29 protein-coding genes are annotated in these 25,376 nt (G+C 49.6%); 20 read left to right on the top strand and 9 right to left on the bottom strand.

Features of this window, described 5'->3' with window-relative positions:
• Positions 1-23 precede the first annotated feature (23 nt).
• Together ACHWTJ_RS08435 and ACHWTJ_RS08430 are read left to right on the top strand one after the other, a co-directional pair.
• Complete coding sequence (locus ACHWTJ_RS08435) at positions 24-941, top strand: alpha/beta hydrolase (protein ID WP_294746279.1); 918 nt, start codon at positions 24-26, stop codon at positions 939-941.
• 18 nt (positions 942-959) lie between these two features.
• Complete coding sequence (locus ACHWTJ_RS08430) at positions 960-1,751, top strand: protein phosphatase 2C domain-containing protein (protein WP_394679452.1); 792 nt, start codon at positions 960-962, stop codon at positions 1,749-1,751.
• Between the two features lie 35 nt (positions 1,752-1,786).
• On the opposite strand, the gene ACHWTJ_RS08425 is transcribed toward ACHWTJ_RS08430, so the two are convergent.
• On the bottom strand, positions 1,787-1,933 hold the full coding sequence (locus ACHWTJ_RS08425) for a hypothetical protein (protein WP_294741501.1): 147 nt from the start codon (positions 1,931-1,933) through the stop codon (positions 1,787-1,789).
• Between the two features lie 148 nt (positions 1,934-2,081).
• On the opposite strand from ACHWTJ_RS08425, the gene ACHWTJ_RS08420 reads away from it, so the two are divergent.
• Together ACHWTJ_RS08420 and ACHWTJ_RS08415 are read left to right on the top strand one after the other, a co-directional pair.
• Positions 2,082-2,678, top strand: a complete 597-nt coding sequence (locus tag ACHWTJ_RS08420) for a DUF1129 family protein (protein ID WP_294741499.1) — start codon at positions 2,082-2,084, stop codon at positions 2,676-2,678.
• 22 nt (positions 2,679-2,700) lie between these two features.
• Positions 2,701-3,885: a hypothetical protein gene (locus ACHWTJ_RS08415; protein ID WP_294741497.1), complete on the top strand. Its 1,185-nt coding sequence runs from the start codon at positions 2,701-2,703 to the stop codon at positions 3,883-3,885.
• A 49-nt stretch (positions 3,886-3,934) separates the two neighbouring features.
• Here the strand turns inward: ACHWTJ_RS08415 and ACHWTJ_RS08410 are convergent, their stop codons facing one another.
• Both ACHWTJ_RS08410 and ACHWTJ_RS08405 read right to left on the bottom strand, forming a co-directional pair.
• Entirely contained in the window at positions 3,935-4,342 is a 408-nt protein-coding gene (locus ACHWTJ_RS08410) for a hypothetical protein (RefSeq protein ID WP_394679451.1), read from the bottom strand.
• A gap of 85 nt (positions 4,343-4,427) precedes the next feature.
• The gene (locus ACHWTJ_RS08405; RefSeq protein WP_394679450.1) at positions 4,428-5,891 is read right to left on the bottom strand and encodes a potassium/proton antiporter; all 1,464 of its coding nucleotides are present in this window, start codon (positions 5,889-5,891) and stop codon (positions 4,428-4,430) included.
• Positions 5,892-6,052: 161 nt separating this feature from the next.
• Here ACHWTJ_RS08405 and ACHWTJ_RS08400 point away from each other — a divergent pair, with 161 nt between their 5' ends.
• The 11 genes from ACHWTJ_RS08400 (at position 6,053) to ACHWTJ_RS08350 (ending at position 17,012) form a co-directional block, all read left to right on the top strand.
• Positions 6,053-6,925 carry an SDR family NAD(P)-dependent oxidoreductase gene (locus ACHWTJ_RS08400; RefSeq protein WP_294741492.1) on the top strand — a complete coding sequence of 291 codons (873 nt, stop codon included), beginning with the start codon at positions 6,053-6,055 and terminating at the stop codon, positions 6,923-6,925.
• A gap of 221 nt (positions 6,926-7,146) precedes the next feature.
• On the top strand, positions 7,147-7,632 hold the full coding sequence (locus tag ACHWTJ_RS08395) for a GNAT family N-acetyltransferase (protein WP_294741491.1): 486 nt from the start codon (positions 7,147-7,149) through the stop codon (positions 7,630-7,632).
• Positions 7,633-7,705: 73 nt separating this feature from the next.
• Positions 7,706-8,755 (top strand): oxidoreductase, encoded by a 1,050-nt coding sequence (locus ACHWTJ_RS08390; protein ID WP_294746264.1) that lies wholly within the window; start codon positions 7,706-7,708, stop codon positions 8,753-8,755.
• Between the two features lie 183 nt (positions 8,756-8,938).
• Positions 8,939-10,015 (top strand): C39 family peptidase, encoded by a 1,077-nt coding sequence (locus tag ACHWTJ_RS08385; RefSeq protein WP_394679449.1) that lies wholly within the window; start codon positions 8,939-8,941, stop codon positions 10,013-10,015.
• A 139-nt stretch (positions 10,016-10,154) separates the two neighbouring features.
• Positions 10,155-11,864, top strand: a complete 1,710-nt coding sequence (locus ACHWTJ_RS08380) for a DUF2339 domain-containing protein (RefSeq protein ID WP_394679448.1) — start codon at positions 10,155-10,157, stop codon at positions 11,862-11,864.
• Between the two features lie 134 nt (positions 11,865-11,998).
• Complete coding sequence (efeO, locus tag ACHWTJ_RS08375; RefSeq protein WP_294741483.1) at positions 11,999-12,817, top strand: iron uptake system protein EfeO; 819 nt, start codon at positions 11,999-12,001, stop codon at positions 12,815-12,817.
• Positions 12,818-12,819: 2 nt separating this feature from the next.
• The gene (gene efeB / locus ACHWTJ_RS08370) at positions 12,820-14,052 is read left to right on the top strand and encodes an iron uptake transporter deferrochelatase/peroxidase subunit (protein ID WP_394679447.1); all 1,233 of its coding nucleotides are present in this window, start codon (positions 12,820-12,822) and stop codon (positions 14,050-14,052) included.
• A complete protein-coding gene (locus ACHWTJ_RS08365; protein WP_394679830.1) occupies positions 14,036-15,709 on the top strand; it encodes an FTR1 family protein in 1,674 nt (557 codons plus the stop codon). Before efeB ends, ACHWTJ_RS08365 begins: the two co-directional genes overlap by 17 nt.
• An 86-nt stretch (positions 15,710-15,795) precedes the next feature.
• Entirely contained in the window at positions 15,796-16,257 is a 462-nt protein-coding gene (locus ACHWTJ_RS08360; protein WP_023468312.1) for a general stress protein, read from the top strand.
• Between the two features lie 93 nt (positions 16,258-16,350).
• Entirely contained in the window at positions 16,351-16,713 is a 363-nt protein-coding gene (locus ACHWTJ_RS08355) for a YciI family protein (RefSeq protein WP_394679446.1), read from the top strand.
• Positions 16,677-17,012: a putative quinol monooxygenase gene (locus ACHWTJ_RS08350; protein ID WP_394679445.1), complete on the top strand. Its 336-nt coding sequence runs from the start codon at positions 16,677-16,679 to the stop codon at positions 17,010-17,012. Before ACHWTJ_RS08355 ends, ACHWTJ_RS08350 begins: the two co-directional genes overlap by 37 nt.
• 40 nt (positions 17,013-17,052) lie before the next feature.
• On the opposite strand, the gene ACHWTJ_RS08345 is transcribed toward ACHWTJ_RS08350, so the two are convergent.
• Complete coding sequence (locus ACHWTJ_RS08345) at positions 17,053-17,370, bottom strand: hypothetical protein (protein WP_394679444.1); 318 nt, start codon at positions 17,368-17,370, stop codon at positions 17,053-17,055.
• A gap of 79 nt (positions 17,371-17,449) precedes the next feature.
• The gene (locus ACHWTJ_RS08340) at positions 17,450-17,986 is read right to left on the bottom strand and encodes a flavodoxin family protein (protein WP_394679443.1); all 537 of its coding nucleotides are present in this window, start codon (positions 17,984-17,986) and stop codon (positions 17,450-17,452) included.
• A 146-nt stretch (positions 17,987-18,132) separates the two neighbouring features.
• Here ACHWTJ_RS08340 and ACHWTJ_RS08335 point away from each other — a divergent pair, with 146 nt between their 5' ends.
• Positions 18,133-18,801, top strand: a complete 669-nt coding sequence (locus tag ACHWTJ_RS08335) for a hypothetical protein (protein WP_294750813.1) — start codon at positions 18,133-18,135, stop codon at positions 18,799-18,801.
• On the opposite strand, the gene ACHWTJ_RS08330 is transcribed toward ACHWTJ_RS08335, so the two are convergent.
• On the bottom strand, positions 18,789-19,640 hold the full coding sequence (locus tag ACHWTJ_RS08330) for an alpha/beta fold hydrolase (RefSeq protein ID WP_394679442.1): 852 nt from the start codon (positions 19,638-19,640) through the stop codon (positions 18,789-18,791). The genes ACHWTJ_RS08335 and ACHWTJ_RS08330 overlap by 13 nt on opposite strands.
• 113 nt (positions 19,641-19,753) lie before the next feature.
• On the opposite strand from ACHWTJ_RS08330, the gene ACHWTJ_RS08325 reads away from it, so the two are divergent.
• The 3 genes from ACHWTJ_RS08325 to ACHWTJ_RS08315 all read left to right on the top strand — a co-directional run bounded on the left by ACHWTJ_RS08325 (position 19,754) and on the right by ACHWTJ_RS08315 (position 22,091).
• Positions 19,754-20,758: a YafY family protein gene (locus tag ACHWTJ_RS08325; RefSeq protein ID WP_294741472.1), complete on the top strand. Its 1,005-nt coding sequence runs from the start codon at positions 19,754-19,756 to the stop codon at positions 20,756-20,758.
• A 156-nt stretch (positions 20,759-20,914) separates the two neighbouring features.
• Entirely contained in the window at positions 20,915-21,241 is a 327-nt protein-coding gene (locus tag ACHWTJ_RS08320) for a hypothetical protein (RefSeq protein WP_294741470.1), read from the top strand.
• A gap of 325 nt (positions 21,242-21,566) precedes the next feature.
• Positions 21,567-22,091 carry a hypothetical protein gene (locus ACHWTJ_RS08315; RefSeq protein ID WP_394679441.1) on the top strand — a complete coding sequence of 175 codons (525 nt, stop codon included), beginning with the start codon at positions 21,567-21,569 and terminating at the stop codon, positions 22,089-22,091.
• A gap of 68 nt (positions 22,092-22,159) precedes the next feature.
• Here ACHWTJ_RS08315 and ACHWTJ_RS08310 read toward each other — a convergent pair whose 3' ends face one another.
• Complete coding sequence (locus tag ACHWTJ_RS08310; RefSeq protein WP_394679440.1) at positions 22,160-22,882, bottom strand: SDR family oxidoreductase; 723 nt, start codon at positions 22,880-22,882, stop codon at positions 22,160-22,162.
• Between the two features lie 111 nt (positions 22,883-22,993).
• On the opposite strand from ACHWTJ_RS08310, the gene ACHWTJ_RS08305 reads away from it, so the two are divergent.
• Entirely contained in the window at positions 22,994-23,344 is a 351-nt protein-coding gene (locus ACHWTJ_RS08305; protein ID WP_394679439.1) for a winged helix-turn-helix transcriptional regulator, read from the top strand.
• Between the two features lie 14 nt (positions 23,345-23,358).
• Here ACHWTJ_RS08305 and ACHWTJ_RS08300 read toward each other — a convergent pair whose 3' ends face one another.
• Together ACHWTJ_RS08300 and ACHWTJ_RS08295 are read right to left on the bottom strand one after the other, a co-directional pair.
• Positions 23,359-24,333: a hypothetical protein gene (locus tag ACHWTJ_RS08300; RefSeq protein WP_394679438.1), complete on the bottom strand. Its 975-nt coding sequence runs from the start codon at positions 24,331-24,333 to the stop codon at positions 23,359-23,361.
• Positions 24,330-25,376 (bottom strand): DUF58 domain-containing protein, encoded by a 1,047-nt coding sequence (locus ACHWTJ_RS08295; protein ID WP_394679437.1) that lies wholly within the window; start codon positions 25,374-25,376, stop codon positions 24,330-24,332. Before ACHWTJ_RS08295 ends, ACHWTJ_RS08300 begins: the two co-directional genes overlap by 4 nt.

Genomic DNA, 25,376 nt, shown 5'->3' with positions numbered 1-25,376 from the left:
CTGTCGGAAAGGAAGCGAAGTGCATGCGCAAATGGGGAATCGGCATCGTGTTGCTCGTTACGATCCTACTACTGTTTATCGTCTATGACGGATACCGGATGCAAGAAACATTGATTGGTCAGTCAGACGCTTCTCCGATTCTGAAGACGACGAGAAACGGACAAGTGACGAAAGACGAAACATGGTTTAAAGAGACAAGCGAGACACAGCAATGGTCGAAGGACGGGGTCGTCCGCTTCGGACGTTATCTTCCGGTTGACGGTAGTAAACAGACAGTCCTCCTCGTCCCGGATGAGATAATGTTTTCACAGATCGGTGTTTATGCGCTTGCCCGCTATTACCATGAGAATGATTTTAATGTCTTACTTATCGAACGGCGCGGGCAGGATCGAAGCGGTGGCGTCCGGAACTACGGTTGGCTCGATCGACTGGATGTCTTGGAATGGACGAAGCGCTTGCTTGCTGAAAATGGAAACGATACACGAATCGTCTATCACGGACTCGGTGTCGGCGCAGCGACTGTCTTACTCGCTTCTGGAGAGACCATACCGACACAAGTCCGGGCGATCGTCGCTGAAGGAGCTTACGCCCGGCTCGACGATTGGTTCAGCCTACTCGCGGATGAACAGATCCGTTACCCGGCATTGCCGTCTTTGACGGTCGCAAGCATGTGGAACAAGGGCGAGCAGGATTTCTTTTATGGCGACGTCTCGGTGACTCGCCAAGCAACGAAGAGTCGGGTTCCGACGATGTTCATTCACGGACTAAAGGACGACCTTGTCCCGGTCCGGATGATGTATGAACTGTATCAAGCGAAAACGGGATTAAAGCAATTGTATCCGGTTCGCGATGCCGGGCATGACGAGACATATACGATGGACCCGGGCAACTACGAAAAACGATTACGCTTATTCTTGCAACCATACTTGCGGGAGACGTAAAGAAGGGAAGAGTGAAGCATGCAGACGACACAATCATCCTATTACTGGGTCGGATCCGACGAACCATTCGTCGATACACAGCAGATCGACCAAATTGGTCGGGTAACGCTCGGACGATTCGGAGGCTGCTCAAGAAGCGGTCAATATAAAAACGAAGACGGGGCTGCCATCTTGATCGGCGACGATTGGGAGATGACCGTCGTCTTAGACGCTCATAAGACAGCGGATAGTGCGGCACTTGTCTTACAGCAGTTGGCACAACACGAGTCACGCATTCGGACTGATCTTGATGCACCACTTATGGAAGCATTCCGACGAATCGAGACGACCGTGCTGGATCTACTTCAAGATCCGGACTTTTTAGCGGCGTGTGCGATGTTGCAAGGGGAAACGGCTTGTTTGATCGCCGTCCGCAAAGGACGTTTCATCTGGTGGTTCTCCGTCGGTGACGTCGTCTTGTATCTGTTTCACCCGGAGTTGATGAAGATGGGACAAGCCGCCTTGAACCAGCGTCAATTCTATGAATGGATTGGACGCGCGAACACCTTTGCGTTACCGGTCCCGAGTTATACGCGTGGCGTCCGCGAGTTGCGGCAGGGGGACAACCGATTGTTCGTGACGACGGATGGATTGCTTGAGTGTCCGGGCGCTCCGTATGTCGACGCGACGCAAATCGGTCAAGCCTTACAATCAGGCGGAGTCGAAGAACTCCTTTCGACGATTGAAGCGAATGGCGTGCGCGACAGCACGACCGTCGTTACATGGACCGTCACAATTGACGAACGCGTCACACAACCAAGCGATACATAACACACCCCGCGCTCCAAGAGGAACGCGGGGTGTGTTCATTCTATTTCAGTTGGTTGCTGCTGTTGCTGATCGAGTTCGACCGGTTCTTGGTCAACGGGTGGCTTCGCTTCAGCCAACGGGAAGGCGATGCCCACACTTGTCAGCAAGGTGATCAAGGCGGCGCTCGTCAATGTTTGACGCATGGTCCGACACGTCCTTTCTGTCTGATTCCGACACTATATTTTAATAATTCTGAACATTCTTCATCGTTTCGTCAAGCAATCTTTTACTTCCACTACGTATTTTTCCCAAAAACCCAGTATACTTAAACATGAAAAAGGGGGAAATCGATTGAAATTAACGAAAGCTAACACACGTCTATTAGAAACCGTTTTACCACGATTGAATCTGAATGTCGCAGAACCGGACCGGACGGAGATCGAAGACCGTCTGCGGGCAGACATCTACGAAGCCCAACGGAAACAACGACCATTCGAAGAGGTTCATGGTCTATCCGTCGAGGCACGTCTCGATCAGATGATTGCCGAGTTACCGCAGCGGCACCGGATGGAGACGCAGAAACGCTGGACACGCAACTACGTCTCGTCGATCCTGATGTTTCTCTTCATCGAAGGAATTGACGGACTGTTCCAATTCGCCTTAATCGATTACTTGTTTTTCTCGATAATCTCCTTGTTCTTGATCGACGCGATGTCCCAAGTCATCACGGCACCGAAGCTTAAACAAGTCAAGCCGCGGGTTTGGATTCAATTCGTCATCAGCTTCATTTTATTTTCAACCTACAAGGCACTACTCGTGACGGTCTTCCCGGCACCGGACGTCTTGATGCAAGTTAGTGGATTGCCGTCCTATATCATTGGCATTGCGGGACTCGTCGGTCTCTATATCTACTGGTCGAAGAATCCGTTACGAAAACGCGGCGCGTAATTCGCGAGAGGGGGATGGTTGCGTGGAGTTCACACATTGGAAACGACGACTGCAAGATCATTTCGAACGAATGGGCTTTTCCTTGTTGACGGAACGCTTAGCATCGCAGGACATGGTCAAGATCGAAGCGACACATGGTGCTTTCCTGTTCTTTCCGGTGACGATCCATCTGTATGAGCGGTCCGGCTGGAAGATGGTCGCCTTTGAGGCGAAGACGGAGGAGGAGCCGCAACTCGTCGAGCAGCAGATTGCTTCGTTGTTCCAACTCTTAATGGTGACGTTCCAAGAAGAAGATCGCGAGTTCCTGCTCGGATTTCACGCGAATACAGGTCGTTACCTGACCGATCGCAACGCACCTGCCGGTCGGCTCGTCCGTCTGATCGAAGAGTGCTGGTATGACGGTGACGTCCTCCGAGTCGAGACGTTTGATCCGTTTCCGGGACTGTTCGTCGCACCACCTTTTGCCCATCAAAGTTACGCCTTCATGCCGGAAGATCGGACGTGGCGTTTGTCTGTCGGACGTACCGGACGTCCGGCGAACGATTATCGATTCGATGGAACGATTCTTGCGCCGCACCGGTTACCGGAATCGGAACTGTTCACGATGACACCCCTGTTGGCACCGCTTGAGGACGACCATGCTATCCGGAGCCTGCTCGAAACCGAACGACAGACGATTGCTGCGTTTCACGAGCGGGCAACGGCGACGATTCGGGCGTACGACCCATCATTTGGTTTTGCTTGGCGCGGGACGCAGACATTTTTCCACGGTGTTCCGGTCAATCCATTCGCACAGCGCTTGTGGCTCGAGAACGGCTTGACGCGATACCGGATTCTACAACAAGGTTCGACGCGATTGCTTGCCTCCGGTGAGACTTGTGACGCTGTCATCGAAATGCTCGATGATGCCGTCAGTAGTGAAGAACCGGATGGTCAATCCGTCAGTCCGATTGGTCAACTGATCCTTGGGATATGGCAACAGATCGAGTCGGACGAAGCGACGTATATCACGAACGTCGATTGCCGCGGCATCTCGCGTACACAAGCCGATAATCGTATCCGCCACGCGCTAGCAAGACAAGAGACAATTGATTGGGTGCACCGGGCACCAAACGAAGATGACATTTGTCGCTTTGCCGGTCTGGCATTGACCTTCCCGCATCGTCCGCCAGGTGTCGTCACGATTGAACGAACGGAAGTAGAATAAAACGAACAGGCACGTCCGCAAGTAAGCAGACGTGCCTGTTCGTTTTTTATTACGCGTGCTGTGACAATCGATTAAAGACGACGGATAGACTGTAATAGATCATTGCTGTCAGAGCAGCGATCGTAAAAGAGAGCGGCAGATCAAACGCATCCTTCGTCGAAAAGATAATCAGAAGACTCGCGATCACGATTCCGTACATCCCATAACCGACAACCGTCGGCACATAGGCAAGCGTCGTCGATGACCGGTTGATGATCATGCCAATGATAAAGTCGAGTAAAAAACCGGATACCAAGATGATTGGGAACGCATATAAGACATAAAACAATAATATCGAACTAAACGAATCATATAGCGTATCCGGCGACTGCTCTGCTACAGGTGTATATGAGATATACGTTAGGACGGTGCAGACGAGGGTAGTCGTCAAAATAGCCGCAAGTAATCGTTTCAACATAACGGTTCCTCCTTTATTTTCCTTTTTAAGTATACCAATCGAGAATAAAAAAACACATCCTATTCAAGGATGTGTTCACAACGCATCAAATACCCAGTGACATGATCAGCCGACGAACGTCTTGATCCGCTTGTTTGGGTGTCAAAATCAACAGTTGATCATCTGATAAGACACGTGTCTGTCCGCGCGGAGTTAAGATTTCGTCTTCGCGAATGATCGCGACGACGAGGACATTTTGCGGCATCTCGATATCCTGAAGTGTCTTTCCGGCGATCACGCTCTTTTCTGAGACCCTGACCTCGATAATCTCCGCTTGCGGATGAGTGACCGTCATGAATTTCAGGAACGGTTCGACCGTCGTGTCGCGCTGTGTCTCAAGCCCCATTCGCCGGACGATCCACGGCAATGCCGTTCCTTGCAAAAGGGCAGACGTCATGACCGTGAAGAAAACGATATTGAAAAGAAGGGGCGCTTCTGCGAGACCACTTGAAAGCGGATAGGTCGCGAGAATGATCGGAACAGCGCCCCGTAGACCAGCTGCCGTGATGACACTCTGTTCTTTGACCGTATACCGAAACGGCAACAACGACAAGACGACGGCAAGTGGACGAGCGAGCAGGATCAACGTCAAGACGATGACGGCCGAGACGAACAATGTCCGGGGATCGAGCAATTGTTTTGGGAAGACGAGCAGTCCGAGCATGATGAACATGCCGATCTCTGCTAAATGCGACAAGCTGCCACTGAATCGTTTGAGCGTCTCGCGGTAAATCATGTCATGATTGTTGATCCAGATCCCGGTCAAATAGACGGCGAGAAACCCACTGGCGTGCAAAATCGTCGCGAGACCATAGGAGAAAAGCGCACCGCTAAACAGTAAGGTCGGATACAAGGCGGACGATGGTAACTCGATCCGGTTCAGCAGTTGCGTGACGAGATACCCGATTGCTAGACCAACTATCGTCCCGAGTCCCATCTCGTAGATGAAGGATAGAATACCCGCACCGATCGAGAAGGATTCCGGCGCTAACGCAAACGATGTGAATAAGATCGTCAGGAAGACGGCCATCGGATCATTCGTTCCGGACTCCGCTTCGAGCGTATGTTTGACTTTGGCATCGACCGGTCGTCCACTGAGCAGGGAAAAGACAGCCGCCGCATCAGTCGAACCGACGAGCGCGCCGATCAACAGCGCGACCGGCCAAGAAAAATCAAGCAATAGATACGCAACGATGGCAATGATCCCGGTCGTTGCAAGGACCCCGACGGTCGCAAGCGACAGGGCAGCGGGGAGAATTTTCCGGAAGTGTGTCCACTTCGTGTGCAAGCCACCGTCAAACAGAATCAGGACGAGCGCCATCGTCCCAAAGAGACGAGCTTGCTCGAAATCACCAAAGTTGATGATTCCTGTGACATCTGACCCTGCCACGATCCCGACGACGACGAACAGAATCAACGTCGGTACATTTAACCGGACGGCGAACTTCGTCGTGATGATCGCAATCAATAGTAACGTTCCTGCGACGAATAAGATCGTCCCTTCTTCCATCCGACCACCTCTTTCGTGATAACGTGTTCTCATTTTAGTATACGCCACTTTTTGAAAATTTCGAAAAATATCGTCAAAACGAGGTGTACAAACGAAAAGAAAAAGGAAAACTAGAAACAGAACAATTTGCGTTTAAAATGGAACACCGAGGAGGAAAAGGAATGAACATCTGTATCGTCACGGGTGCCAACTCCGGCATGGGGATGGTCACGATTCAAGAATTACTGGAGCGGGGAGATCGTGTCATCGCAACTGTCCGTTCGCAGAAAAAAGCGACGGCACTTGTACAATTACTACGTGAACATGGTGTATCGCATACGCAATTGGAAATTGAAATCGTACAACTCGATCAACTCGATTCCGTCCGTCGTTTCGCGGATCGATTGTTCGACATGGTAGGTCGAATCGACCGTTTGATCCTGAACGCCGGAGTCATGGTACCGCCGTATCACATCACGAAGGACGGCTTTGAATCACAATTCCAGGTCAATTATTTGAGTCACTTCTACTTGATCGAGCGCTTATTGCCGTTACTTGAGAAAGGAAATGATCCGCGCGTCATCTCGATCTCATCGCTCGCCGGTGAAGGTGGCTTGATCCGGACCGACGTCGAACTTGAGGCGATCGCACACGTCAAAAAAGAACATTATAGTCCGATGCGTTCTTACCGCGAATCGAAGCTCCTGCAAATGATTCATATGCGTGAACTGGCTGAAAAACACGGCGACCGGATCACGTTTGTCAGCGTCCATCCAGGAATCGTTAATACGGATCTGTTCTACCGCGGCAAGTACGGTAAAGTGATGAAGGCGTTACTCAAGCCGGTCGCCCAAGTCGGATACTGGACCGGAAAGCTCTATACACCAGAATACGGTGCGAAGACGGCACTCTATCTCGCAACAACCGACGATCCGCTCGAAAACGGTGGGTATTACGCGGATTCTGCACCCCGTCTGAGCAATCCGATCGTCGAAGACAACGAGTACCGGGCGCAAGCACGGAATTTGTCGCGTCGCTGGGTTGAACTCGTCTAATTATAAAAAAACGACCGGCTCGTGGGAAGCCGGTCGTTTATCCGTTGTGACGACTGGGGGTCAGATCACTCCTAAAGAATACGTTACATTGAAATAAAATTGTGGAATATGAAAAAAATCACAAAATAATGGGCAACCGTGAAATCTTGAAGCAAAATGGTTTTCTTCTCGCTGTACATTCGTTAGGATAGAGAAGAATTTTTTGTAACAGGAGGAATAACATGATACGACAAGCTACATCAAAAGACGTTCGAAACATCGCAACCCTACTTGAGCAAAAAGCGCTCTCCCTCAAAGCCAGTGGCAGTAGCCAGTGGTCTGCTTATTTGGAGCAAGACATCGGGCAACTCGTCGCGCGTGATTTAGAAGCCGGTCGCCTGTATGTCTTTGAGGATCAGAACGAGCTGCTTGGTTCCGTTGCCCTGCTTCCTTCGCTCGAATGGGATCAATCCTTGTGGGATGATGTAGAAGGTCTGTATATCCATCGAATCGTCGTCAGTGACCGCGCAAAAGGACGTGGTGTCGGTCGGAAACTACTCGAGCATACGATTGCTGTGACAGAGGATGAAGGAGAAATCCTACGACTCGACTGTGTCGCTTCAAACGAATTTCTCAATGCCTATTACACGTCCTTCGGATTCGTCCATCAAGGAACACGCGACGGCTTCTCGATTTATGAGTATGAACGCATCGAAGCGACGGCTTGAAGCGGTTCAATCAAGACAACGGTCGTTTCGTTTGGTATGGTAATAGAAAAAGAACGGTTCAAGGAGTGATCGGATGCGATTGAATATCGGCTTCATCGGCTTTGGAAAAAGTACGACCCGTTACCATTTACCGTACGTGATGATCGAGGACAACTATCACGTCACCTGGATTTACAATCGGAAGGAAAAACCGGAGCTGTTCGCCTCCTATCAGGATCGACTGCCGGATGCCCGTTTTACGACGGATCTGTCTGAGATGCTCGCTGACCCGGCACTTGATGTCGTCGTCATCAATACACCACCGGCGACACATTTTGAATACGCATTGCTCGCGTTGCAACATCAAAAGCACGTGCTCGTCGAAAAACCGTTCACGGTGACGGAAGAAGAGACGCAGCGTCTATTTGCGGAAGCACATGCGCAAGGGGTCAAGATTCTCGCTTATCAAAACCGACGTTACGACAGCGACTTCCAAGTCGTCGCCCAAATTATCCGTTCCGGGAAACTCGGTCGTCTCGTCGAAGTCGTCTCACAGTTTGATTTATTCCGCCCGGAAGCAGCGTCAGCGGACGTCCGTCATGAGAATGGCGCGCTTTACGGACTCGGCGTCCATACGCTCGACCAAATCATCGCCTTATTTGGAAAACCGGACAAGGTCGCCTTTGACGTGCGCAGTGTTCGACTGCCGCATAATCCAGACGACGCGTTTGCGATCGATCTCTATTATCCGGAGCTAAAGGTCAGTGTTCGGACAAGTCATGTCGCACTTGCCCCGGCACCCCGGTGGATGTTACACGGAACGAACGGCACGTTCATCAAACAACACGTCGACCGGCAAGAGCTCGATTTAAAAGCCAACTACTTCCCGGGAGAAGAGGGGTTCGGTGAGGATTCGGAAGACGATTATGGTCGTTTGATCTATCACGATGAACATGGTCATCTTCAAGACGTCCGGATTCCGAGTCCTGTCGGTGATTACGGCAAGCTGTATCGTGCTTTTTACCGCAGTATCGTCGAAGATGCACCACTTCCAGTCAAGGAAGAAGATACATTGTTCGTTGCCTATTTACTCGAACAAGCATTTGCGCAACCATCACCATATATTTTAACGATTAAAAATTAAATTTTATTTTGATTTCAGAAAGATAACAACTCGACTGTGCCCGTAGGCATGATCGAGTTTTTTTGATATAACAAACAAGGGCCTTACTCATTTTTCAGATTTTTCTAAAGAAATGTTGATTATTTTTTCAAAAAGTTGGGAAAAGGGGAACGAGTCACCAAATTACATCATAGGGGGTCTATCATGAAACGTTTTTTCTCTGCACTGCTGATCGCAGTCATCTTCGTTGGCGTACTCAGCCCTTCGCTCATTGCTGAAGCAGCGACGAAATTGACCGTGACGACGGATGTCTTGCGCGTTCGCGAAAAACCATCGACGTCGAGTAAGATTATCGGAAAGATTTATAAAGGAAATGTCTACAGTTCAAAAGGCATGTCTGGCAGCTGGTACAAAATCAGCTATAAATCCCGTACCGGCTACATACACAAGGATTTCGTCAAATCGTCTTCGTCGAAGTACACATCGACCGGGACGAAGTATACGACGGTCGGAACGCTCAACGTCCGGACAGGCGCTGGTTCGAAGTATAAGGTCGTAGGACAGCTGAACAAGGGCGTTGCCGTTGCGACATACGGGACATCGGGCAGTTGGACACGAATTCTTTATAAGGGAAGCTACCGTTATATCTCGACGCAGTACGTCTCGAAGTCAAAACCATCAACTTCGACAAAGAAGTTGAACGTTCCATACTACAACCAATTTTCACTCGGGTATCCGTCAGGCTGTGAGTTCGTTTCACTAAAAATGGCACTCGAATACAAGAAAAAAGCCGTTTCTGCTGCGTCACTCTATAAGCAGATGCCAAAAAGTATGAAAAATGCAACGTATAAGAACGGGAAATATTACTGGGCAGATCCACAAAAGATGTTTACGGGGAACCCAGCCGGTACGCTCGACTACTACAAGAACTGGGGCATCTATCCGAAAGGAATCCTTCCACTTGCGAAAAAATATCGCAGTGGTGCGGTCGATATCTCAAAACAAGGGGTTTCGAAGATTGAAAGTGAAATCCGTAGCGGAAACCCGGTCATCGTCTGGGCAACGGTCGATTTCAAGAATCCATACGGCTACTTCTCTTGGATCAAACCGGACGGTAAAACATTTACAGGCTACCGTAATTATCACGTCATGCTCGTGACAGGCGTCTCAAGCGGTGCGTTCTATGTCTCGGACCCATACCGTGGAAAGTACAGTGTCAGTCGCTCACAGTTCACATCGGTTTTCAATAAAACGGGACAATATGCATTATCTGTTCGTTAAACCCTCATCCGGTCGCTTCTATGCGACCGGATTTTTGTCATTTCCAGGCATATGACTGCGAAATCTATTGTAAAATGAAGGAGTTCACCTGCTAGGTGTGTAAAAGTATGACAAACTATCGATGAAAGGAAGTGAAGAGATGGAAGATCCACGGATCACGCGTCTCGAACAGGAAGTCGCGGCATTACGCCAACGAGTCGCCGTCCTCGAAGGACAGCACACTTCACCTGTCGCATCTCAATCGGATGAACCGGAAGTGAGCACGGTTGCTCGTCCAGCCCCGCGTCCTGCCTATACGAAACGCAAGTCAGTTGTACCTCAACCGACATTTAAGGAAAAACGCTCCCGCGAAGATTGGGAACAGGTCATCGCAACCGTTTGGTTACCCCGGATCGGAGCGATATTCGCCGCACTTGGCGCTTTGTTCCTCTTCTCCTACGCCTCCGTTGCCGGATTGATCAGTCCGCCTGTCCGGATCGGAAGCGGGGTCTTGATCGGTCTGCTCGTCATCGCCCTCGGAGAATACCAGTATGAGAAGAAACGACGTGAGCTCGGAATCGGACTCGTCGCAACCGGGACGATCGTCGCTTTGGCGGCACTATTCGCCGGGATGGCCTTATATCAATTCTATCCACCGTCTTTAGCCTTCTTACTTGAGCTCGTCGTCGTCTTCATCGCCTATGGTCTGATGCTCTGGATGCGATCGCAAGCTTTGCTCGTCCTTGTTTCCATCACTGGTTTCTTATTACCGTATCTACAATTATCGGAAGATCCGAACTTGCCGCTCTTCTTATTGTACGAAGTCGTCCTCTTCGCAATGATCTTCTTTGCCGTTGACCGACTGAAGGTCAAAAAAGCTTTCGTCTTCGCTTGGGCGATCTTTACAATCGCACTCGCATTTGGATTGCTTTCGTTAACCCTCTCTTGGTACGACTATGACAACGATGCGCAACGACTCGATGAATGGTCGGTCTTGCTTGCGGCACTTTTTGGTTACGGTGCAACTTCCTTCGTCGGTCGCCGCATTCAATTCCATAAAAACGTTCCAAGCTGGCTTGCTGGTGGTGTCGTCTTACTGACGTTACTGATCCTCGATTGGTCGTTTGGAGCGCTTGTCGCAATTCTGTTCGCAGGTATTGCTTATGTGTTCGCTGAACGATTGAAGGATACCGCTCAAAACGGTGTTGGTCATCTTGCTCTAATCGTCGCCGTCCTCTTGATTCCGGCCGATGCCCTCAGTTGGACGTATCAACTGCGCTATTTCTTGATTGCCGGGTTGATCGCCGCATTTTGGTTCGTTCCGCGGGCGCGAATGCCGCATCAATGGTTATTTAACGTCGGATTATATGTCGTCTTCATCTTTTCAGCCGTCGTTGATTATGAATCCTATCAAAACCTAGGTCTGTCCTACGCCATGACTGTTCTCGCGATGGTCCTAGCTTCGACGGCGTTCGTCTTACTCCTCGTTCAGACGCATCATGATCCGGTCTGGAAAGGGTCGTGGCAATTTGTCTTACTTCTAGCTGCGATCGGTGTCTTTACGACCTATACGTTAATCATCATGGAGTTACCGTTTTATCGTGGTCTTGAGGAAACGGCGCGTAGCACGACGTTGTCAGCTGCTTATATCGTTCTCGCACTCGTGCTCGTCGCGATTGGTCGTATGCGGACGTCATCGACGTGGCGTTTGTCCGGATTGTTGCTACTGACGATCAGTGCCGTCAAACTCTTGTTATTCGATTTGTCGTTCCTGAGCTTGTTCCAAAAAGCGTTCGTCTTCATTGGTTTCGGGATCGTCACGTTCATTATTTCACGGACCTATTTCAAGAAACGAAAAGAACAAGCCTGATATAGCGCTTGAATCGGTTGAAGTGAACCGGTTCAAGCTTTTTTTATTGCACAAAAATTTTTATTGATAACGATTATCATTGTCGTCTATACTGGATAAGGAACTGACTTAATCATTCACAGGGGGAACCATAGATGAAACAAGCATTATTGATGACAGGCGCACTTGCAATCGTCTTAGCAGGTTGCAGTGAAGCCAAACAAGCGGAGAAACCAGCACCGAAAAAAGAGAATTTCGATCAGGTCGTCACCGATTACCGGACGTATGCAATCAATGAAATCGATATGTTCGTCCGTGAGACGGAAAAATTCACCAATGCCGTTCAAGCAGGCAAACTCGAAGAAGCGAAAGCGTTGTATGCCCCGACGCGGATGTATTACGAACGCGCAGAACCAATCGCCGAAGTGTTCGGTGATCTTGATCCGAAGATTGATGCCCGGGCTGGCGATGTTAAAGCGTCGGAGTGGGGTGGCTACCACCGGATCGAGCAAGGATTATTCGAAAAGGGCACGACAAAAGGTTATGAAGCGTACGCGAAACAATTGATGAAGGACGTCCACTTACTGCGGGCGAAGGTCGAGACGGTCGAAGTGACACCAGAATTACTCGTCACGGGGGCGACCGATCTGTTAAACGAGGTCTCGACGTCAAAAGTGACAGGGGAAGAAGACCGTTATTCGCATACGGACTTATATGACTTTGCGGCAAACGTCGAAGGTGCTGAAAAGATCTACGAACTGTTGAACCCGGCGCTGAAAAAACAAGATGCGGCGTTATCAAAAGAGATTGCGGCTCGCTTCAAGGATGTCCACGCGTTACTTGACGAAAAGAAAAAGGGTGACGGCTACGTTCTCTATACGAGTCTCTCGAAACAAGACGTCAAGCAGATGAGTGTCGCTATCAATGAACTCGCAGAACCGCTCTCGAAGATGGGCATCGTACTGGAGGGATAAGCATGAAACCAATCCAAGAAGGCGTCACGCGGCGTGACGTCCTGAAGGTCGCAGGCTTGACGAGTCTCGGAGCCGCCCTGTATGCCAGTGGTCTTGAGAAGTTTCTTCCGCGGACTTTGACTGTGGAAGCGAGCGATCAAGAGCCGTTCTACGGGACGTACCAAGCAGGAATTCTGACGCCACCGCAAAATCACGTCCAAGTCGTAGCGTTTGATATCAAGACGGAGCGACGAGATGAACTGGTTGATTTATTGAAACGCTGGACCCGGTTATGTGCAAGACTTGCTGCTGGGTTACCATATGGCGACTCTGAGTCGCGTTATGTCCCACCGGAAGATACGGGGGAAGCGGATGGTTTATCGGCCAGTCACTTGACGTTTACGTTCGGATGCGGTCCGAGTCTGTTTGATGGTCGCTTCGGCATCCGCCATAAACGACCGGATGCCCTTAAAGAGTTGCCGACGTTCGATCTCGATCGTTTGGATGAAAAATGGAGCGGAGGCGACCTCGTCGTCCAAGTGTGCGGTGATGATGCGCAAGTCGTCTTCCATGCAATCCGTAACCTCGTCCGTGTCGGTCGCGGAACGGTCGCGATGCGTTGGTCCCAAGCTGGTTTCCAGCGCAGTAAAGCAGCAGATGCCTCTGGTGGGACACCGCGTAATCTATTCGGTTTCAAGGACGGTACGGGAAATCCTGACGTCTCGAAGAAGCAGGTCCGGAAAGAAGCGCTCTTTTGTCAGTGGCAAGACGGAACGCCGTGGTTGACGAACGGCTCATTCCTCGTCGTCCGTCGTATCCAGATGCATCTTGAAGTCTGGGACCGGACGATTTTGAAGGAGCAAGAACGGACCTTCGGGCGCGAGCGTGCTTCTGGGGCACCACTCGGCTCTACAGACGAGTTCGCTTCCGTCACACCATCGAAACGCAGAGAACGGGGCGAAGCCGCTCTACCCGTTGACTCGCACACGGCTGTCGCCCATGGAGACGGAAAAACAGCGATTTTACGCCGTTCCTATTCGTATCAGGACGGCATCGATGAAAAAACGGGTGCCCTCGACGCTGGACTACTCTTTTTATCGTATCAGCGCTCGCCAAAACAATTCATCGAGATTCAGCGTCGTCTTGCCGCACAGGATCGACTGAATGAATACATTACGCACCGTGGTAGTGCTATCTTCGCCTGCTTCGGTGGAATCTCGAAAGGAGGCTACATCGGTGATGCGTTATTTGCGTAATCTTGTTTTATTCCTTGTACTCCTTGTAGCCGGTCAACACGCGCTACCTGTCCATGCTGCTTCGACGGATGATTTGTATGTCGCGATCGGACAAGCGCTGTCTGCCGTCTCAAGTGAAGATCGAGCAGCACTGAATCAAGCGATTGATGAACTGAATCAAGCATCCAATGACTTACCTGACCAGCTAGTGGCAATCACGAAAGCTGTCAAACAGGTCGATGCGAAACGGTCAGAAGCGTTTCCGGAAGTCCGTGAGCAACTGACGGCACTCTCTGCTGCCGTCCGGAAGCAGGAAGAAGCAACGCAACCGAAGACGGATCCGGTTGCAAAAGCAAAAGTGAAACAACTACTTGTGCTGACTGAAGAAATGCGTCAGGTCAAGGCGAGCGACCGTCCGGCAGCGGAGCAACGATTGTTGACCGCTTGGGCGACGCACGAGAGTCTTGTCCGGAATGACAGTGTCGGTCACTATGGCAACATCGAGATGGCACTTGCGTCGATCCGAATCGCAGCGGCTCGTGATTCCGCGGATACGAAGGAATGGAAAGCCGCACTTGATCAGTTCGACACGGCGGTCCAGTCGTTCCTCGACGGAGAACAGGTCAAAACGAAGAAAACAGGACTGCAGTCACTGCTGACACCGCTTGAAAAGGCGCAAATCGCACTTGAGGAAAATGATCTTCAGGAGGCGAAAGAAGCCCTTGAAGAGTTCCTCAAGACATGGCCGCGAGCGGAAGGTGAGGTCCGGACACGTAATGAGGGTCTCTATTCCCAGCTTGAATCAGATGTACCACTCTTACTTGCTCGGCTGACGCCTGAAAATCGACAAACAACGGCACAAGAACTCCAGTCGTTTGAGAATGCTATCGCACAATTACAAACGAAGACGCATTATACGTTCGTTGATGCAATGCTCGTCATGCTACGGGAAGGTCTCGAAGCGTTATTGATCGTCAGTGCGCTTGTTGCTTTCGCAAGGAAAAGCCGTTCAAAACAAGAAGGGAAGGTTTGGGCAGGCGCAGGGCTTGGTCTGATTGCAAGCGGTCTGTTGGCGCTCATCCTCCAGACCGTCTTTCAGGCCTCGTTTGCAGCGACAGGTCGTGAACAAATCGAAGGCTACACAGGAATCGTTGCGGTCGTCGTCATGTTGTTCGTCGGCTACTGGTTGCACTCGAAAAGCGCCGTCGCGAAGCGGAAACACTTTTTATCGACGCTTTCGACGACGTCCTTGTTCTTTGTCAGCTTTTTGACGATCTTCCGAGAAGGCGCCGAGACATTGTTGTTCTATATCGGAATGGCACCAGCGATGACGAAAACTGCTTTGTTGTCCGGGATTGGCCTCGCAATCGTCATCATCGGACTCGTCTCGTATGCGGTCATTCAGATCGGTGTCCGTTTACCGATTCATCGTCTGTTCCAAGTTGCATCGTGGTTGATTTATCTGATGGCGTTCAAGATTCTTGGTACGAGTCTACATGCGTTGCAACTGACGAACGTTTTACCGATCCATCCAATCAATGGTCTTGCAACCGCCGGCTGGATTGGCTTCTATCCGACGCTTGAAACGCTCGTACCGCAAGTCATTTTGATTGTTTTGATTGCGTTGTTTACGATTTGGCAAAAACGGCGTGCGTCTTCAATCCAGACTGCCGCTTGATTCATTTTTCAATTTCAGGTTTCAACTATTATGTTTCGGGTATAACTTCTTATCAGCAGCTTGCTGCATGAAGGAGAGGGATTTTTATGCTTGAAACACGCATCGTGCGAAACATGACCGCTGTCGACGCAGAAGTGACGAGCCTCAAATCAAGTGGCTATTCGAATAAACAGATTTACATCTTTGCGAAAGACGAAGAACTCGCGGAACGCATCGCAAATGATACGCAGACGTTACCGTATCGTGTGACGAAGAAGTCGTTCTTCGAGACATTACTGTCAGCCGTCCGCAGTAACCGAAATGACCGGATTGCGCAGTTGTCTGAGCTCGGCATGACAAAAGATGTCGCCGAGGACTTAGAAGATGAAGTCCGGCACGGTCGGATCGTCATCGTCGGTTCGAAGTCCGATTTACTGAATCCAGCGTTTGCGGCGTCTTACGTGACGGATGAAGCAACCGATTACGGTGCCGGTGTTCCGAAACTCGAAGATGAGGAAACGACGACGACGTTACCCGCGGACCAAAACGTAAAGTTAAAAGATGAATGATACGTAAGCCTCCTGTTTCTCAGTCTAGAGCCAGGAGGTTTTTGTTTAGCCTTCTCTTGGAAGGGAATGGGAAAGTGGAGAGGAGGAAAGACGATGCAATTCTTATATACCGGTTATTATGACGCAGAACGGATGGATGCCTTATCGAAGGAAGAAATTGACACCTTGATGTCCCGTTGTGATGAATTGATGAATACGTTCAATGAGCGAGTCAACGTCTTATCAGACTGGTATCCCGGTTTAACAACTCATGCATTCTACTGGCGAGATGGTGTTGTGCAGACGAATGATGAACCGGATCGCTCGCATGGGGAGCAAATCGGCAGTTTGATCGTCTTTGAAGCACGTGATTTGGATCAAGCGATGGAACTGGCTTCTCTTCATCCGACGACTCAAGTCGCAGAAGGGGAATCATACGGGTGGCGCGCAGAAGTCCGTCCGTTAAGTACTTCTTGATGTACGGATTATGGACGACGTTTACGACTCAATCCGGACAACGCGACAACGTCATTGCCCTGTTGCTTGAAGCTGCGGCTTCTCTTGCGACTCATCCGAGTTGTCTTCACTACATCATCAGTAGTTCTGACGAGCCGGATGTCTTGCATGTCCGCGAAATTTGGACGGATGCCGGTGCCCACCATGCGTCCTTAGCGTTACCGGTGACACGACAGTTGATTGAACAAGCACGCCCGTTGCTCAAGCATGTTGAACGTGTGCTCGAAGACCACCCACTCGGTGGTAAAGGGCTCATGTAAACCAAAACCCCTCCTCTAATCGAGAAGGGGTTGAATGCTGTTAGGTTGTCTTCCACTCAATGTCGATGACGTCCGACGCTCGCACCATCCGGCGCATACCTGTCGATGTGACGAGTTCGATCGTTCCGCGATCATGAAAAATCGCTTGGATCGAACCAGATACCGTATCGAGTTGTTTCAAGCGGACATGGACCGTCTGTCCTGTCCGGACGGCGCGTTCCATGATGTGTTGTAAGGAAAGGCGATCACGAACAATCGTCTCTTCTCGTGATTGATACAGATGTTCCAAATGAAGGATATGCTGGCGTGAAGTCAGTTGTTTCCACTTGCGATTCGATCGTTTTTTAGATACGAACATGGCTGACCACCTCCTGAATTGAGTCGTACGCTAGATAGTCGTGCGCTCTGCTTCAGTTATTTCCCTTCACAAACAATGCTTAAACACGTGCTCCTGCCATTTTTTCACGAAACGCCTCGATTGCCGCAATCGCTTCTTTATCGTGCTCGACCTCACCTGGTGCATTCCCTTCGGCAAGAATCGCTGTTTCAAGCGTTGCGCCAAGGAATGATGCGATATGCTCAAACTGCTTGACGAGCGCTTGTCCTTTGACGCGTGGATTATCTCCTCCGACCGCAATCAAGTGGAATCGTTTCCCCGCCATCCGGCTTTTGAAGTCAAGTTCTTCGTCGCGCAGTGACTCGCTGAATCGGTCGATGAATAATTTCATCTTCGTCGACATCGAGTACCAGTAAATCGGAGTGATGAACAGGATGTCATCGTGTTCAAGCATCTTTTCGACGATTCGGCGATAGTCATCGCCAATCGGCAAAAAGCCACCGTGATGACGGCGGTCTTCGATCGGCTGAATCGAGACGTTTGCCAAATCAACAGCAACATGAGGGATTCCTTTCAACGCTTGTTCCCCGAGCCATTCACTGTTTCCTTTTCGTGAGCTACCAAAAATCGTATACATATCGTGCATCTCCTTTTGAATTCGATTGTTTTATTCTATTCCAAACTTCACTGTCAATACACCGATATGCTCACAATTGGTTTTGAATGGGAGATTTGCGGAAAAAGACAAGAAGACGAAAAACAACTAGGGGGAGGAACGGTCGAATGGAGAGAAGTACGCTCATAGCGCTAGAAAAACACTTATATGCCATCCATCTTGAGATGGATGGACTAGCGCGCCTTATTACGAAACAATTGATTCATTTGAGCCAAGTGGCTGCATCCGTCGAACATTTTCGGCGGATGAGCTTTGATATCTATAAACATCGGACGTCACTCGAACAAATTCCGTCACAGGTTTTATATGAGACGGCGCTCGATTACGAAGATTGGCTTGATGAAGAGTTTGATGAGATTCCTGTCAGCTGGCAACTGGCGACGAAAGAAGAGGAGGCACTCGAGCAGCTCTGGTGGTTCGAGTTCTCACGGATCCAAGCGGAACTTGAAGAATGGCTCAGTCTCTATCTGATTCGCCGGATTCGAGAAGATGTTCGCTACATGCCACCGGTGATCGAGAAAAATGCCTATGCTTTATCAGAAGATGCCCGTCACGTCTTTTGGCGACTTTTGCAACGTTCCGTCGCGAAGCCTTCATCAAAGATTAAGGCCAATCAATTATCGTGCCGAATGGGAATCGCCGAGATTGCACGCTGCGCCCGCCTCAACCAAGACCGGACACGTCGTGCCATCGGTGAATTGACGAACCGGGGACTGGTCGCGATCGAGGAGGACGACGAAAAGTTGAAGATGCGACTTCGGCTTCAAGTCATCTGATTGAATGCGATGAATCGTTCAATCATGCGTTCATCCCGACGCGCGGACGGACCAATCCAGATGAGATGACCGGGACTCTTTGATTCGATGAACTGCGCGTGAGGAATATTCCGTCGTGCGTGTTCCGCATGTTCGAACGGCACAGCACGGTCTGACTTCGAATGGACGATCAATACCGGACACGTGACCGCTTCGAGTCGCTCTCGTCCTAAGTCTTGCGTGATGTCGAACAATACGCCCCGTCCCGGACCGTTTTGAAGACCAACCTCGTACAACAACGAAGCATCCGTCTCGCTAATATGGGTACGGATCGTTTCGCGTGGTAAGAGACTCGTCATCTCGACCATCCGGACTGCTGCTTCTTCAGGAAACTTCCGAATCTTATCCTTCACATACGTCCAAAGTCCCCATTGAATGAACTGCAAAGGACGTTGCAAAACCGGTTGGGCGAGTAGGCGATGGTATGGAAGCGAAATCCGATGCGTCATCGCACACGCTAGGACGAGGGCATGAACGCCTGTATCCATTCCAGCAAGCGCGATGGCCGTCGGTCCACCGGCTGAGATGCCATACACTGTATAATGCTCGATTTGACGGGACGCAAGCCAGCCGGCATAAAATGAAGCGAGTACTTCTGGACTGTCTGCAAGCTCAAGTGGTGTTCTTCCGTACCCCGGACGCGATGGTACGATGACACGATATCCTGCCGCAATTAATTTTTCGACATGATAGACTTCCCGGTAATCCGACTGCGTGCCATGAATTAAAAGAATGACTGGACCATTTCCACTATCTCGATAATCAAAACGCTGACCGTTCCATTCTGCGATGTAATGCATCCAAATTCTCCTATCTCTTAATATTTACCATATTATTGTTAATCTCATTTTCGTTTTCATGTATACTGTAAAGTATAACCAAACCATTGTGACTTAGGAAATGAGGATGCGTAGTGTCAAATGAAAAATTAACGAACCGTGACCGTTTACTTGCTGTACGAGAAATCTTTGAGCGTCAGTCGGATGAAGATCATACGTTGACGCTCGAAGAATTAAGCATAGAGCTTTCGAAACGAGGTTTGATCGAGAAGTTATCCCGAAAATCATTGAAGGATGATATTGCGGCACTTGCCAAATCAGGTTTTGATGTCGTGGCAGAGGAGACAAAGAATGGCTTAGCTATTCCGTATCATCTCGTCAGTCGTCCCTTCGAGCATCATCAACTCCGATTGCTCGTCGATGCGATCGCTAGCGCGAAGTTCATCTCAGAAAGTGAAACGGCTGCGCTCGTCAAGACGATTCAATCCCTTACGAGTGACAAGATGGCGGATTCACTGCAGCCCGTGCTACATACTGTCAAAAAACCGAAAGGAATGACGTCTCGGTCAATTGATACGATTCAGAAAGCAATCAGCGATGGTGTAATCATCAGCTTCCAGTATCAAGGTAAATTCAATGAGCGGACGCGGAAGTTCGAGTTACGAAAAGACGGTGAGCATTATCTCGTCTCTCCGGCTCATCTATTGATGGATAATGGAAATTATTATTTGATTGGGCGCGATGAACGCATCGCGGAGATCCGGACCTATCGGGTTGATCGGATCGTCGACTGTAAACTATTCGAACCGATGGAAGAACCGGTTCAAGTTGAGCCAAGTTACCTTAGTAACATGTTTAACATGTATGGGGGAGAAAATGAGCAGTTGACGCTGAAGTTCCAGGAGAGTCTGATGCCGACCGTCGTTGATCGTTTTGGGACCGATATTCGTTGTCGCCGTCTCGACGCGGACTGGTTTGAAGTCAAAGTCGACGCGCTGTTCTCAGAAGGGTTCATGATGTGGTTGATTCAGTTCGGCAATCAGGCTGAAATCATCGCCCCTAGTGAAAGACGTGAAGCGTTTAAGACTAAGGTTCTCGGTCTTGCGACGATGTATCAAGCTAAAACGACCTCATCCTAATAGGATCAGCAAGGTTCACGCGACCGTGGATCTTGCTTTTTTTCATATCTCCATTAAATTTTTGTCGTTTTTTGTCGGATATTCATATTTGAATATTTTAAGCGATAAGTTCCAGTTACTATTAAAAGTATCTGATACTTATGTAGGAGGAACGACATGCAACAGATGGAAAAAAGTCAACAAAACGGGAAACGAAAGTTAGCTGCTTTTCTTTCCTTCGTTTGTCTATCCTATACATCTTGGTACTTATTCTCACTTTTTGTCTTTCATCTCGTGTTTCCTGAAGATGTCGTGACATCATTGGATATCGTCGTGTTCGGCTTTAGCCCGATCATCGCTCTCGTTGTCACCATCGGTTCGTTACGCCTGATTGAACGGCGCATGAAACCTAAATTCACGCCACTTCTCTTCATCAGCTATACACTCTCGACGAGCATTTTAATCTATTATTCGATCACTAACGCACTCCTGCCCCGACTGTGACTTGCAACTCTCCAGCAATTGGCATATGCTACGCTTATAGCTTGCTAGGTAAGGGGGGATACGATGAACGCACAGTATATCCTCGACTGGATGCCGCTCGTGATTCCTGTCGGTGCCATCGTCTTTATTGTCGTCATTGCGCGTAAAGCTTCGAAAATTGATACTGAAAAGTAAAAAAGACTCCGTTTAGGGAGTCTTTTTTTGTATGAATTGTGATACTTTATTCCTGTGATTCCCCTTTTTTTACAAAAAAAATATCCGCTCTTTTCTATGGTATAAAGGTACTAGGTCACACACCTAATATGAGGAAATCATGGAGGATCAGATGAGACAGAAAACCGTCATGACCTTAATTGCTTTAAGTATTCTCTTTACTGTATGTCTACTTCAAAAACCATCGGTAACACCGGCTGCGAAATCCGTCGACCTCGACATCGCTGTCGTAGGTCATGCTCCGGTACTTCAAGGTGAACCTCGATTTCATGAGATTGAACTGCGAGCGATGATATCTGAAGAAATTACCCAACGATATGATGCCGTCATGATCATGCCGAGCTATCTCGAAGAAGCAGCAGAACGAAAGTATGCTACTGTCTACCGGAAGGCGCGTATTCCGTTCTTCTTTATCGGCTCCCAAAAATCAGTCGAACCGTTTCTTGATCCCAACCTCTCCTATGAGGAGGGCATTTCGGTATCGAATCCGACGTTTGCGGCTGGTATGTTCTATGATGGTACACAAGAGACGATCTGGTTGTTTGGTGAGGGGATCGAACGACCGAATCGTTCGGAACAACTACAAGTTTATCAATCAATCTTTCAGGCGATTGAACAGAGTCGTTTCGCAAAATAACGCTTGAATGAAATAGACCGAAGTACTTGGAAGAATAATTACTTCCGAGCGCTTCGGTCTATTATTCGTCAATCGAGTTGCTTCGTCGGAGCTAAGACGATTTCTCGGATATTGACATGTTGTGGTTGCTCGAAGGCGAATAAGACAGTATCCGCGACGACTTGCGGATCAAGTCCACCGTCGATCGACTGTTTCCATTCGTTATAGCCGTCTTTAATGACGTCACTTGTCGTATGACCAAGTAATTCCGTCTCGACGACCCCTGGTGCGATCGTCATGACACGAACGCCATGGGACGCGACTTCGCTCCGAACGTTCTCACTCATCGCATGGACGGCGAACTTTGTTCCGACGTACGCGGCGTGGTCTGCGAACGTCTTTTTACCAGCAATCGAGCTGATATTGATGATCGTACCGGTCTTCCGCTTCACCATCGAGGGAAGGACGGCTTGTATGCCATGTAAGACACCGAGCGCGTTGACATCAAACATCTTTTCCCATTCTTCCGCGTCTTGTGTTTCGATTTGACCGAGTAACATCCGACCTGCATTGTTGATGATGGCTTCGACCGGTCCGAACGCTTCCGTCGCGTCTGCTATAGCAGCATCGAGGGCTGCTCGATCGGTTGCAGCGACTTGGCGGATCATGACATTGTCTGAAGCAAGGCTCGCCAGACGATCGATCCGTCGTCCGAGCAATAAGACACGGTACCCTTTCTGAATGAACGTTTGAGCAATCGCATGCCCGATTCCCGACGTAGCACCTGTGATGGCAATGAATCCTGTTTTCATGATATCGTCTCCTTATTTGATATGATAGATTGAAGATAACAGAGGGAAACCATTCCGAGAAGTACGCACTTTTAGGTCAGTCGGTTACCTTGTGGTAAGGGAGGGAACGGTATGCCGTATTTAAATGAGTTCGATGCAACGATACGTCAGATTCAAGGCAAGTGGAAAGTGATGATCTTGTACGAGCTGCATGAAGAAGGTGCGGTACGGTTTAATACACTCGAGCGTTATATCCAGGACGTCTCACCGAAGACGCTGACACAGCAACTGAAGCAACTCGAACAAGATGGCTTGATTACGCGAACCGTCTATCCGGAAATTCCACCTCGCGTCGAGTATGCCTTGAGCGAGAAAGGTGTTTCCTTGATTCCCTTACTCGATGCGATCTGCGACTGGGGACTCGCGACGACACCACGCAACCAATTGATGCGGACATTATGCGACGAAGCCCCTGCTCCATGAGCAAGGGCTTTTCGTTAACGTTCGATTTGTTCGCGTACTTGACGGCGGAACGTCTGGATGTCGTAGGCTGGTTCACTTGGACTGAACTCGATCCCGTCAATCAGACGAGCGTTTGATGACGCATCTGGGAACTCGATTCGCGTCAACCACTCTAGCGTCGTCTCTTCATGGCGTCTCGGGAAGGCTTGCTCGAGTTGGGAAGCAATCTTCAGGAGCGGATGATGACTATGCCGCTTTGGCGCATGTGTCCGTATCTGTCTGGAATGCTTAACGGTTTGTTCTCGCTCAATCGCTATGACTTTTCGCTTCCGGATGACATAAAGCGTGACTGTAACAATGATGACAGTCAGAAGCGTAATCACGATCCAAACCCAATCTGCTGTTCCGGCTTGGACGGTTGCTTGCTTCACTTCATTAACGTCTTTAATATTTTCTTGCCCCATTGTCCAGCTTGTCATCTTATCCGCTTTCCGACCAAGTGGTTCCGTCCAAAGGAACAGTGAACCGAAGGCTTCAAATAACGGACGAATCGCACTCGTGACGGATCCGACGAGGGCTTCTTTCGTAAGCCGGAAGACGATTGCGATGATCAGCCCTGCACTAAGTACGATAGCGATCGTCGGGAAGATACGTCGCCACTCTGTCATGTACGTGACGACGAATGGGTATGCGACGACGAAGAGCAGGAGTAAAAAGCCGCCAAGCGGTGGTGTCATTCCCGGGAACAATACCATAACGACACCAATGACCATCGCACTCGTAGCATAACGCCACGCTGAATCGATCGTATCAAGAAACGCGGTCCAAGCGACGAAGATGAGGGCTAAGATGCTAGCTACGGGAGAGAGGAAATATAATGATCCCGCTACGAGTAGCTGTAATCCGATTCGAAACGAGCGGTGCGGCACGAAGGCGAGTGCCGGAAAAGCGAGTGCTAGATAGAACGGAACCGGTAACAAACTCGCAAGGAATATCCACCAGAGAATCATGCGCTCACTCCTTTCTGCCGGTGACCCAGATGAATCTCAGCCGTCGTCGATGGCACACTCCGTTGCAATCGCTTCGTGAAGTACCGGCGCTCGAGCGGTAGATCGTATTCGGAAATTCGAGCGAGGCATTCCATCGTCCGTAGGAATTGATGTTTTCCCGTCCCAGATGGAACATGGTACCACTGACCGGATCGATTGACCATCGAGATCCAGAGGCTGTAGGAAGCCCCTTGTTTCTCAAGTTCACGGATAATCGTCGCGGCACGCGATAAGAGTTTTTCGAAGTCCGAGCGAAGGGCGAGTCCGTCTGCGGACAAGCCATCGACGATCACGGCATAATCATGGTTACGTTTGCGGTCATACTGATAGGAATACAGTTCGTTCGTCTTCGCATAAGCGGACCAATAGATCGATTTCGCGTCTCCAGAGTAGGGAACGACGGAATGGAAACTCGAGCGATCGGTGAACGGACTCGAGCGATCAATCGTCTCACCGGGAATCATCCGCTCATTCCACTCGACGGACGCTGGCGCGAAATCCGGGAAGACGTGACCCAACTCCTGGATGTTGAGCGTGATATAAATCGTCATTACATGAAACGGGTCCGAGATCATGATGTCAAACGATTGAATCCGAATCGTTCCCCGCCGTGCAGCGATGACATCGATCGAAAACGGAATGGTCGTCTGTTTACCAACATAGAGGTGTTGACGCCAAAATTGACTACTCGCATTAGGAAGATTGATCTGATCCCCGAGTAATCCGGAGATCGTAATCCGACCGAGCGGTAACTTCGTCGGATTCGTCAACTCGAACGGAATCTCGAGCGTTTCTTCCCGGAAGGCACGGACCGTCTCAAGAAGTTTGACGTGAATTCGTTTCGCGACGTATTCGAGGTAATAGGGCATCCCCCAGCCGTATAGCGTATAAGCGAATAACAAAGCCGCAATCCAGATAGGACCATACAGACCGACGATGATCCCGCTTACGCCCGTCATCGTAAGAATGATGAGGTTAAAGCCTTTTGGTATGATCAATTGCAT

Source organism: uncultured Exiguobacterium sp. (assembly GCF_964277885.1).
Classification (GTDB): domain Bacteria; phylum Bacillota; class Bacilli; order Exiguobacteriales; family Exiguobacteriaceae; genus Exiguobacterium_A.
The sequence above is the reverse complement of the archived record's forward strand: the minus strand, read 5'-3'. Positions and strand labels throughout refer to the sequence as shown.

Bases quoted from the DNA above. Each gene is read 5' to 3' on its own strand.
- ACHWTJ_RS08425 (WP_294741501.1), bottom strand. From the start codon at position 1,933: ATGCGTCAAACATTGACGAGCGCCGCCTTGATCACCTTGCTGACAAGT.
- ACHWTJ_RS08380 (WP_394679448.1), top strand. From the start codon at position 10,155: ATGGAAGATCCACGGATCACGCGTCTCGAACAGGAAGTCGCGGCATTA.
- ACHWTJ_RS08315 (WP_394679441.1), top strand. From the start codon at position 21,567: ATGAGACAGAAAACCGTCATGACCTTAATTGCTTTAAGTATTCTCTTT.
- ACHWTJ_RS08340 (WP_394679443.1), bottom strand. From the start codon at position 17,986: ATGTATACGATTTTTGGTAGCTCACGAAAAGGAAACAGTGAATGGCTC.
- ACHWTJ_RS08395 (WP_294741491.1), top strand. From the start codon at position 7,147: ATGATACGACAAGCTACATCAAAAGACGTTCGAAACATCGCAACCCTA.
- ACHWTJ_RS08300 (WP_394679438.1), bottom strand. From the start codon at position 24,333: ATGATTCTCTGGTGGATATTCCTTGCGAGTTTGTTACCGGTTCCGTTC.
- ACHWTJ_RS08320 (WP_294741470.1), top strand. From the start codon at position 20,915: ATGCAACAGATGGAAAAAAGTCAACAAAACGGGAAACGAAAGTTAGCT.
- efeO (WP_294741483.1), top strand. From the start codon at position 11,999: ATGAAACAAGCATTATTGATGACAGGCGCACTTGCAATCGTCTTAGCA.
- ACHWTJ_RS08385 (WP_394679449.1), top strand. From the start codon at position 8,939: ATGAAACGTTTTTTCTCTGCACTGCTGATCGCAGTCATCTTCGTTGGC.
- ACHWTJ_RS08305 (WP_394679439.1), top strand. From the start codon at position 22,994: ATGCCGTATTTAAATGAGTTCGATGCAACGATACGTCAGATTCAAGGC.
- ACHWTJ_RS08400 (WP_294741492.1), top strand. From the start codon at position 6,053: ATGAACATCTGTATCGTCACGGGTGCCAACTCCGGCATGGGGATGGTC.
- ACHWTJ_RS08295 (WP_394679437.1), bottom strand. From the start codon at position 25,376: ATGCAATTGATCATACCAAAAGGCTTTAACCTCATCATTCTTACGATG.
- ACHWTJ_RS08390 (WP_294746264.1), top strand. From the start codon at position 7,706: ATGCGATTGAATATCGGCTTCATCGGCTTTGGAAAAAGTACGACCCGT.
- ACHWTJ_RS08430 (WP_394679452.1), top strand. From the start codon at position 960: ATGCAGACGACACAATCATCCTATTACTGGGTCGGATCCGACGAACCA.
- ACHWTJ_RS08345 (WP_394679444.1), bottom strand. From the start codon at position 17,370: ATGTTCGTATCTAAAAAACGATCGAATCGCAAGTGGAAACAACTGACT.
- ACHWTJ_RS08410 (WP_394679451.1), bottom strand. From the start codon at position 4,342: ATGTTGAAACGATTACTTGCGGCTATTTTGACGACTACCCTCGTCTGC.
- ACHWTJ_RS08405 (WP_394679450.1), bottom strand. From the start codon at position 5,891: ATGGAAGAAGGGACGATCTTATTCGTCGCAGGAACGTTACTATTGATT.
- ACHWTJ_RS08330 (WP_394679442.1), bottom strand. From the start codon at position 19,640: ATGCATTACATCGCAGAATGGAACGGTCAGCGTTTTGATTATCGAGAT.
- ACHWTJ_RS08355 (WP_394679446.1), top strand. From the start codon at position 16,351: ATGCAATTCTTATATACCGGTTATTATGACGCAGAACGGATGGATGCC.
- ACHWTJ_RS08435 (WP_294746279.1), top strand. From the start codon at position 24: ATGCGCAAATGGGGAATCGGCATCGTGTTGCTCGTTACGATCCTACTA.
- ACHWTJ_RS08365 (WP_394679830.1), top strand. From the start codon at position 14,036: ATGCGTTATTTGCGTAATCTTGTTTTATTCCTTGTACTCCTTGTAGCC.
- efeB (WP_394679447.1), top strand. From the start codon at position 12,820: ATGAAACCAATCCAAGAAGGCGTCACGCGGCGTGACGTCCTGAAGGTC.
- ACHWTJ_RS08310 (WP_394679440.1), bottom strand. From the start codon at position 22,882: ATGAAAACAGGATTCATTGCCATCACAGGTGCTACGTCGGGAATCGGG.
- ACHWTJ_RS08360 (WP_023468312.1), top strand. From the start codon at position 15,796: ATGCTTGAAACACGCATCGTGCGAAACATGACCGCTGTCGACGCAGAA.
- ACHWTJ_RS08335 (WP_294750813.1), top strand. From the start codon at position 18,133: ATGGAGAGAAGTACGCTCATAGCGCTAGAAAAACACTTATATGCCATC.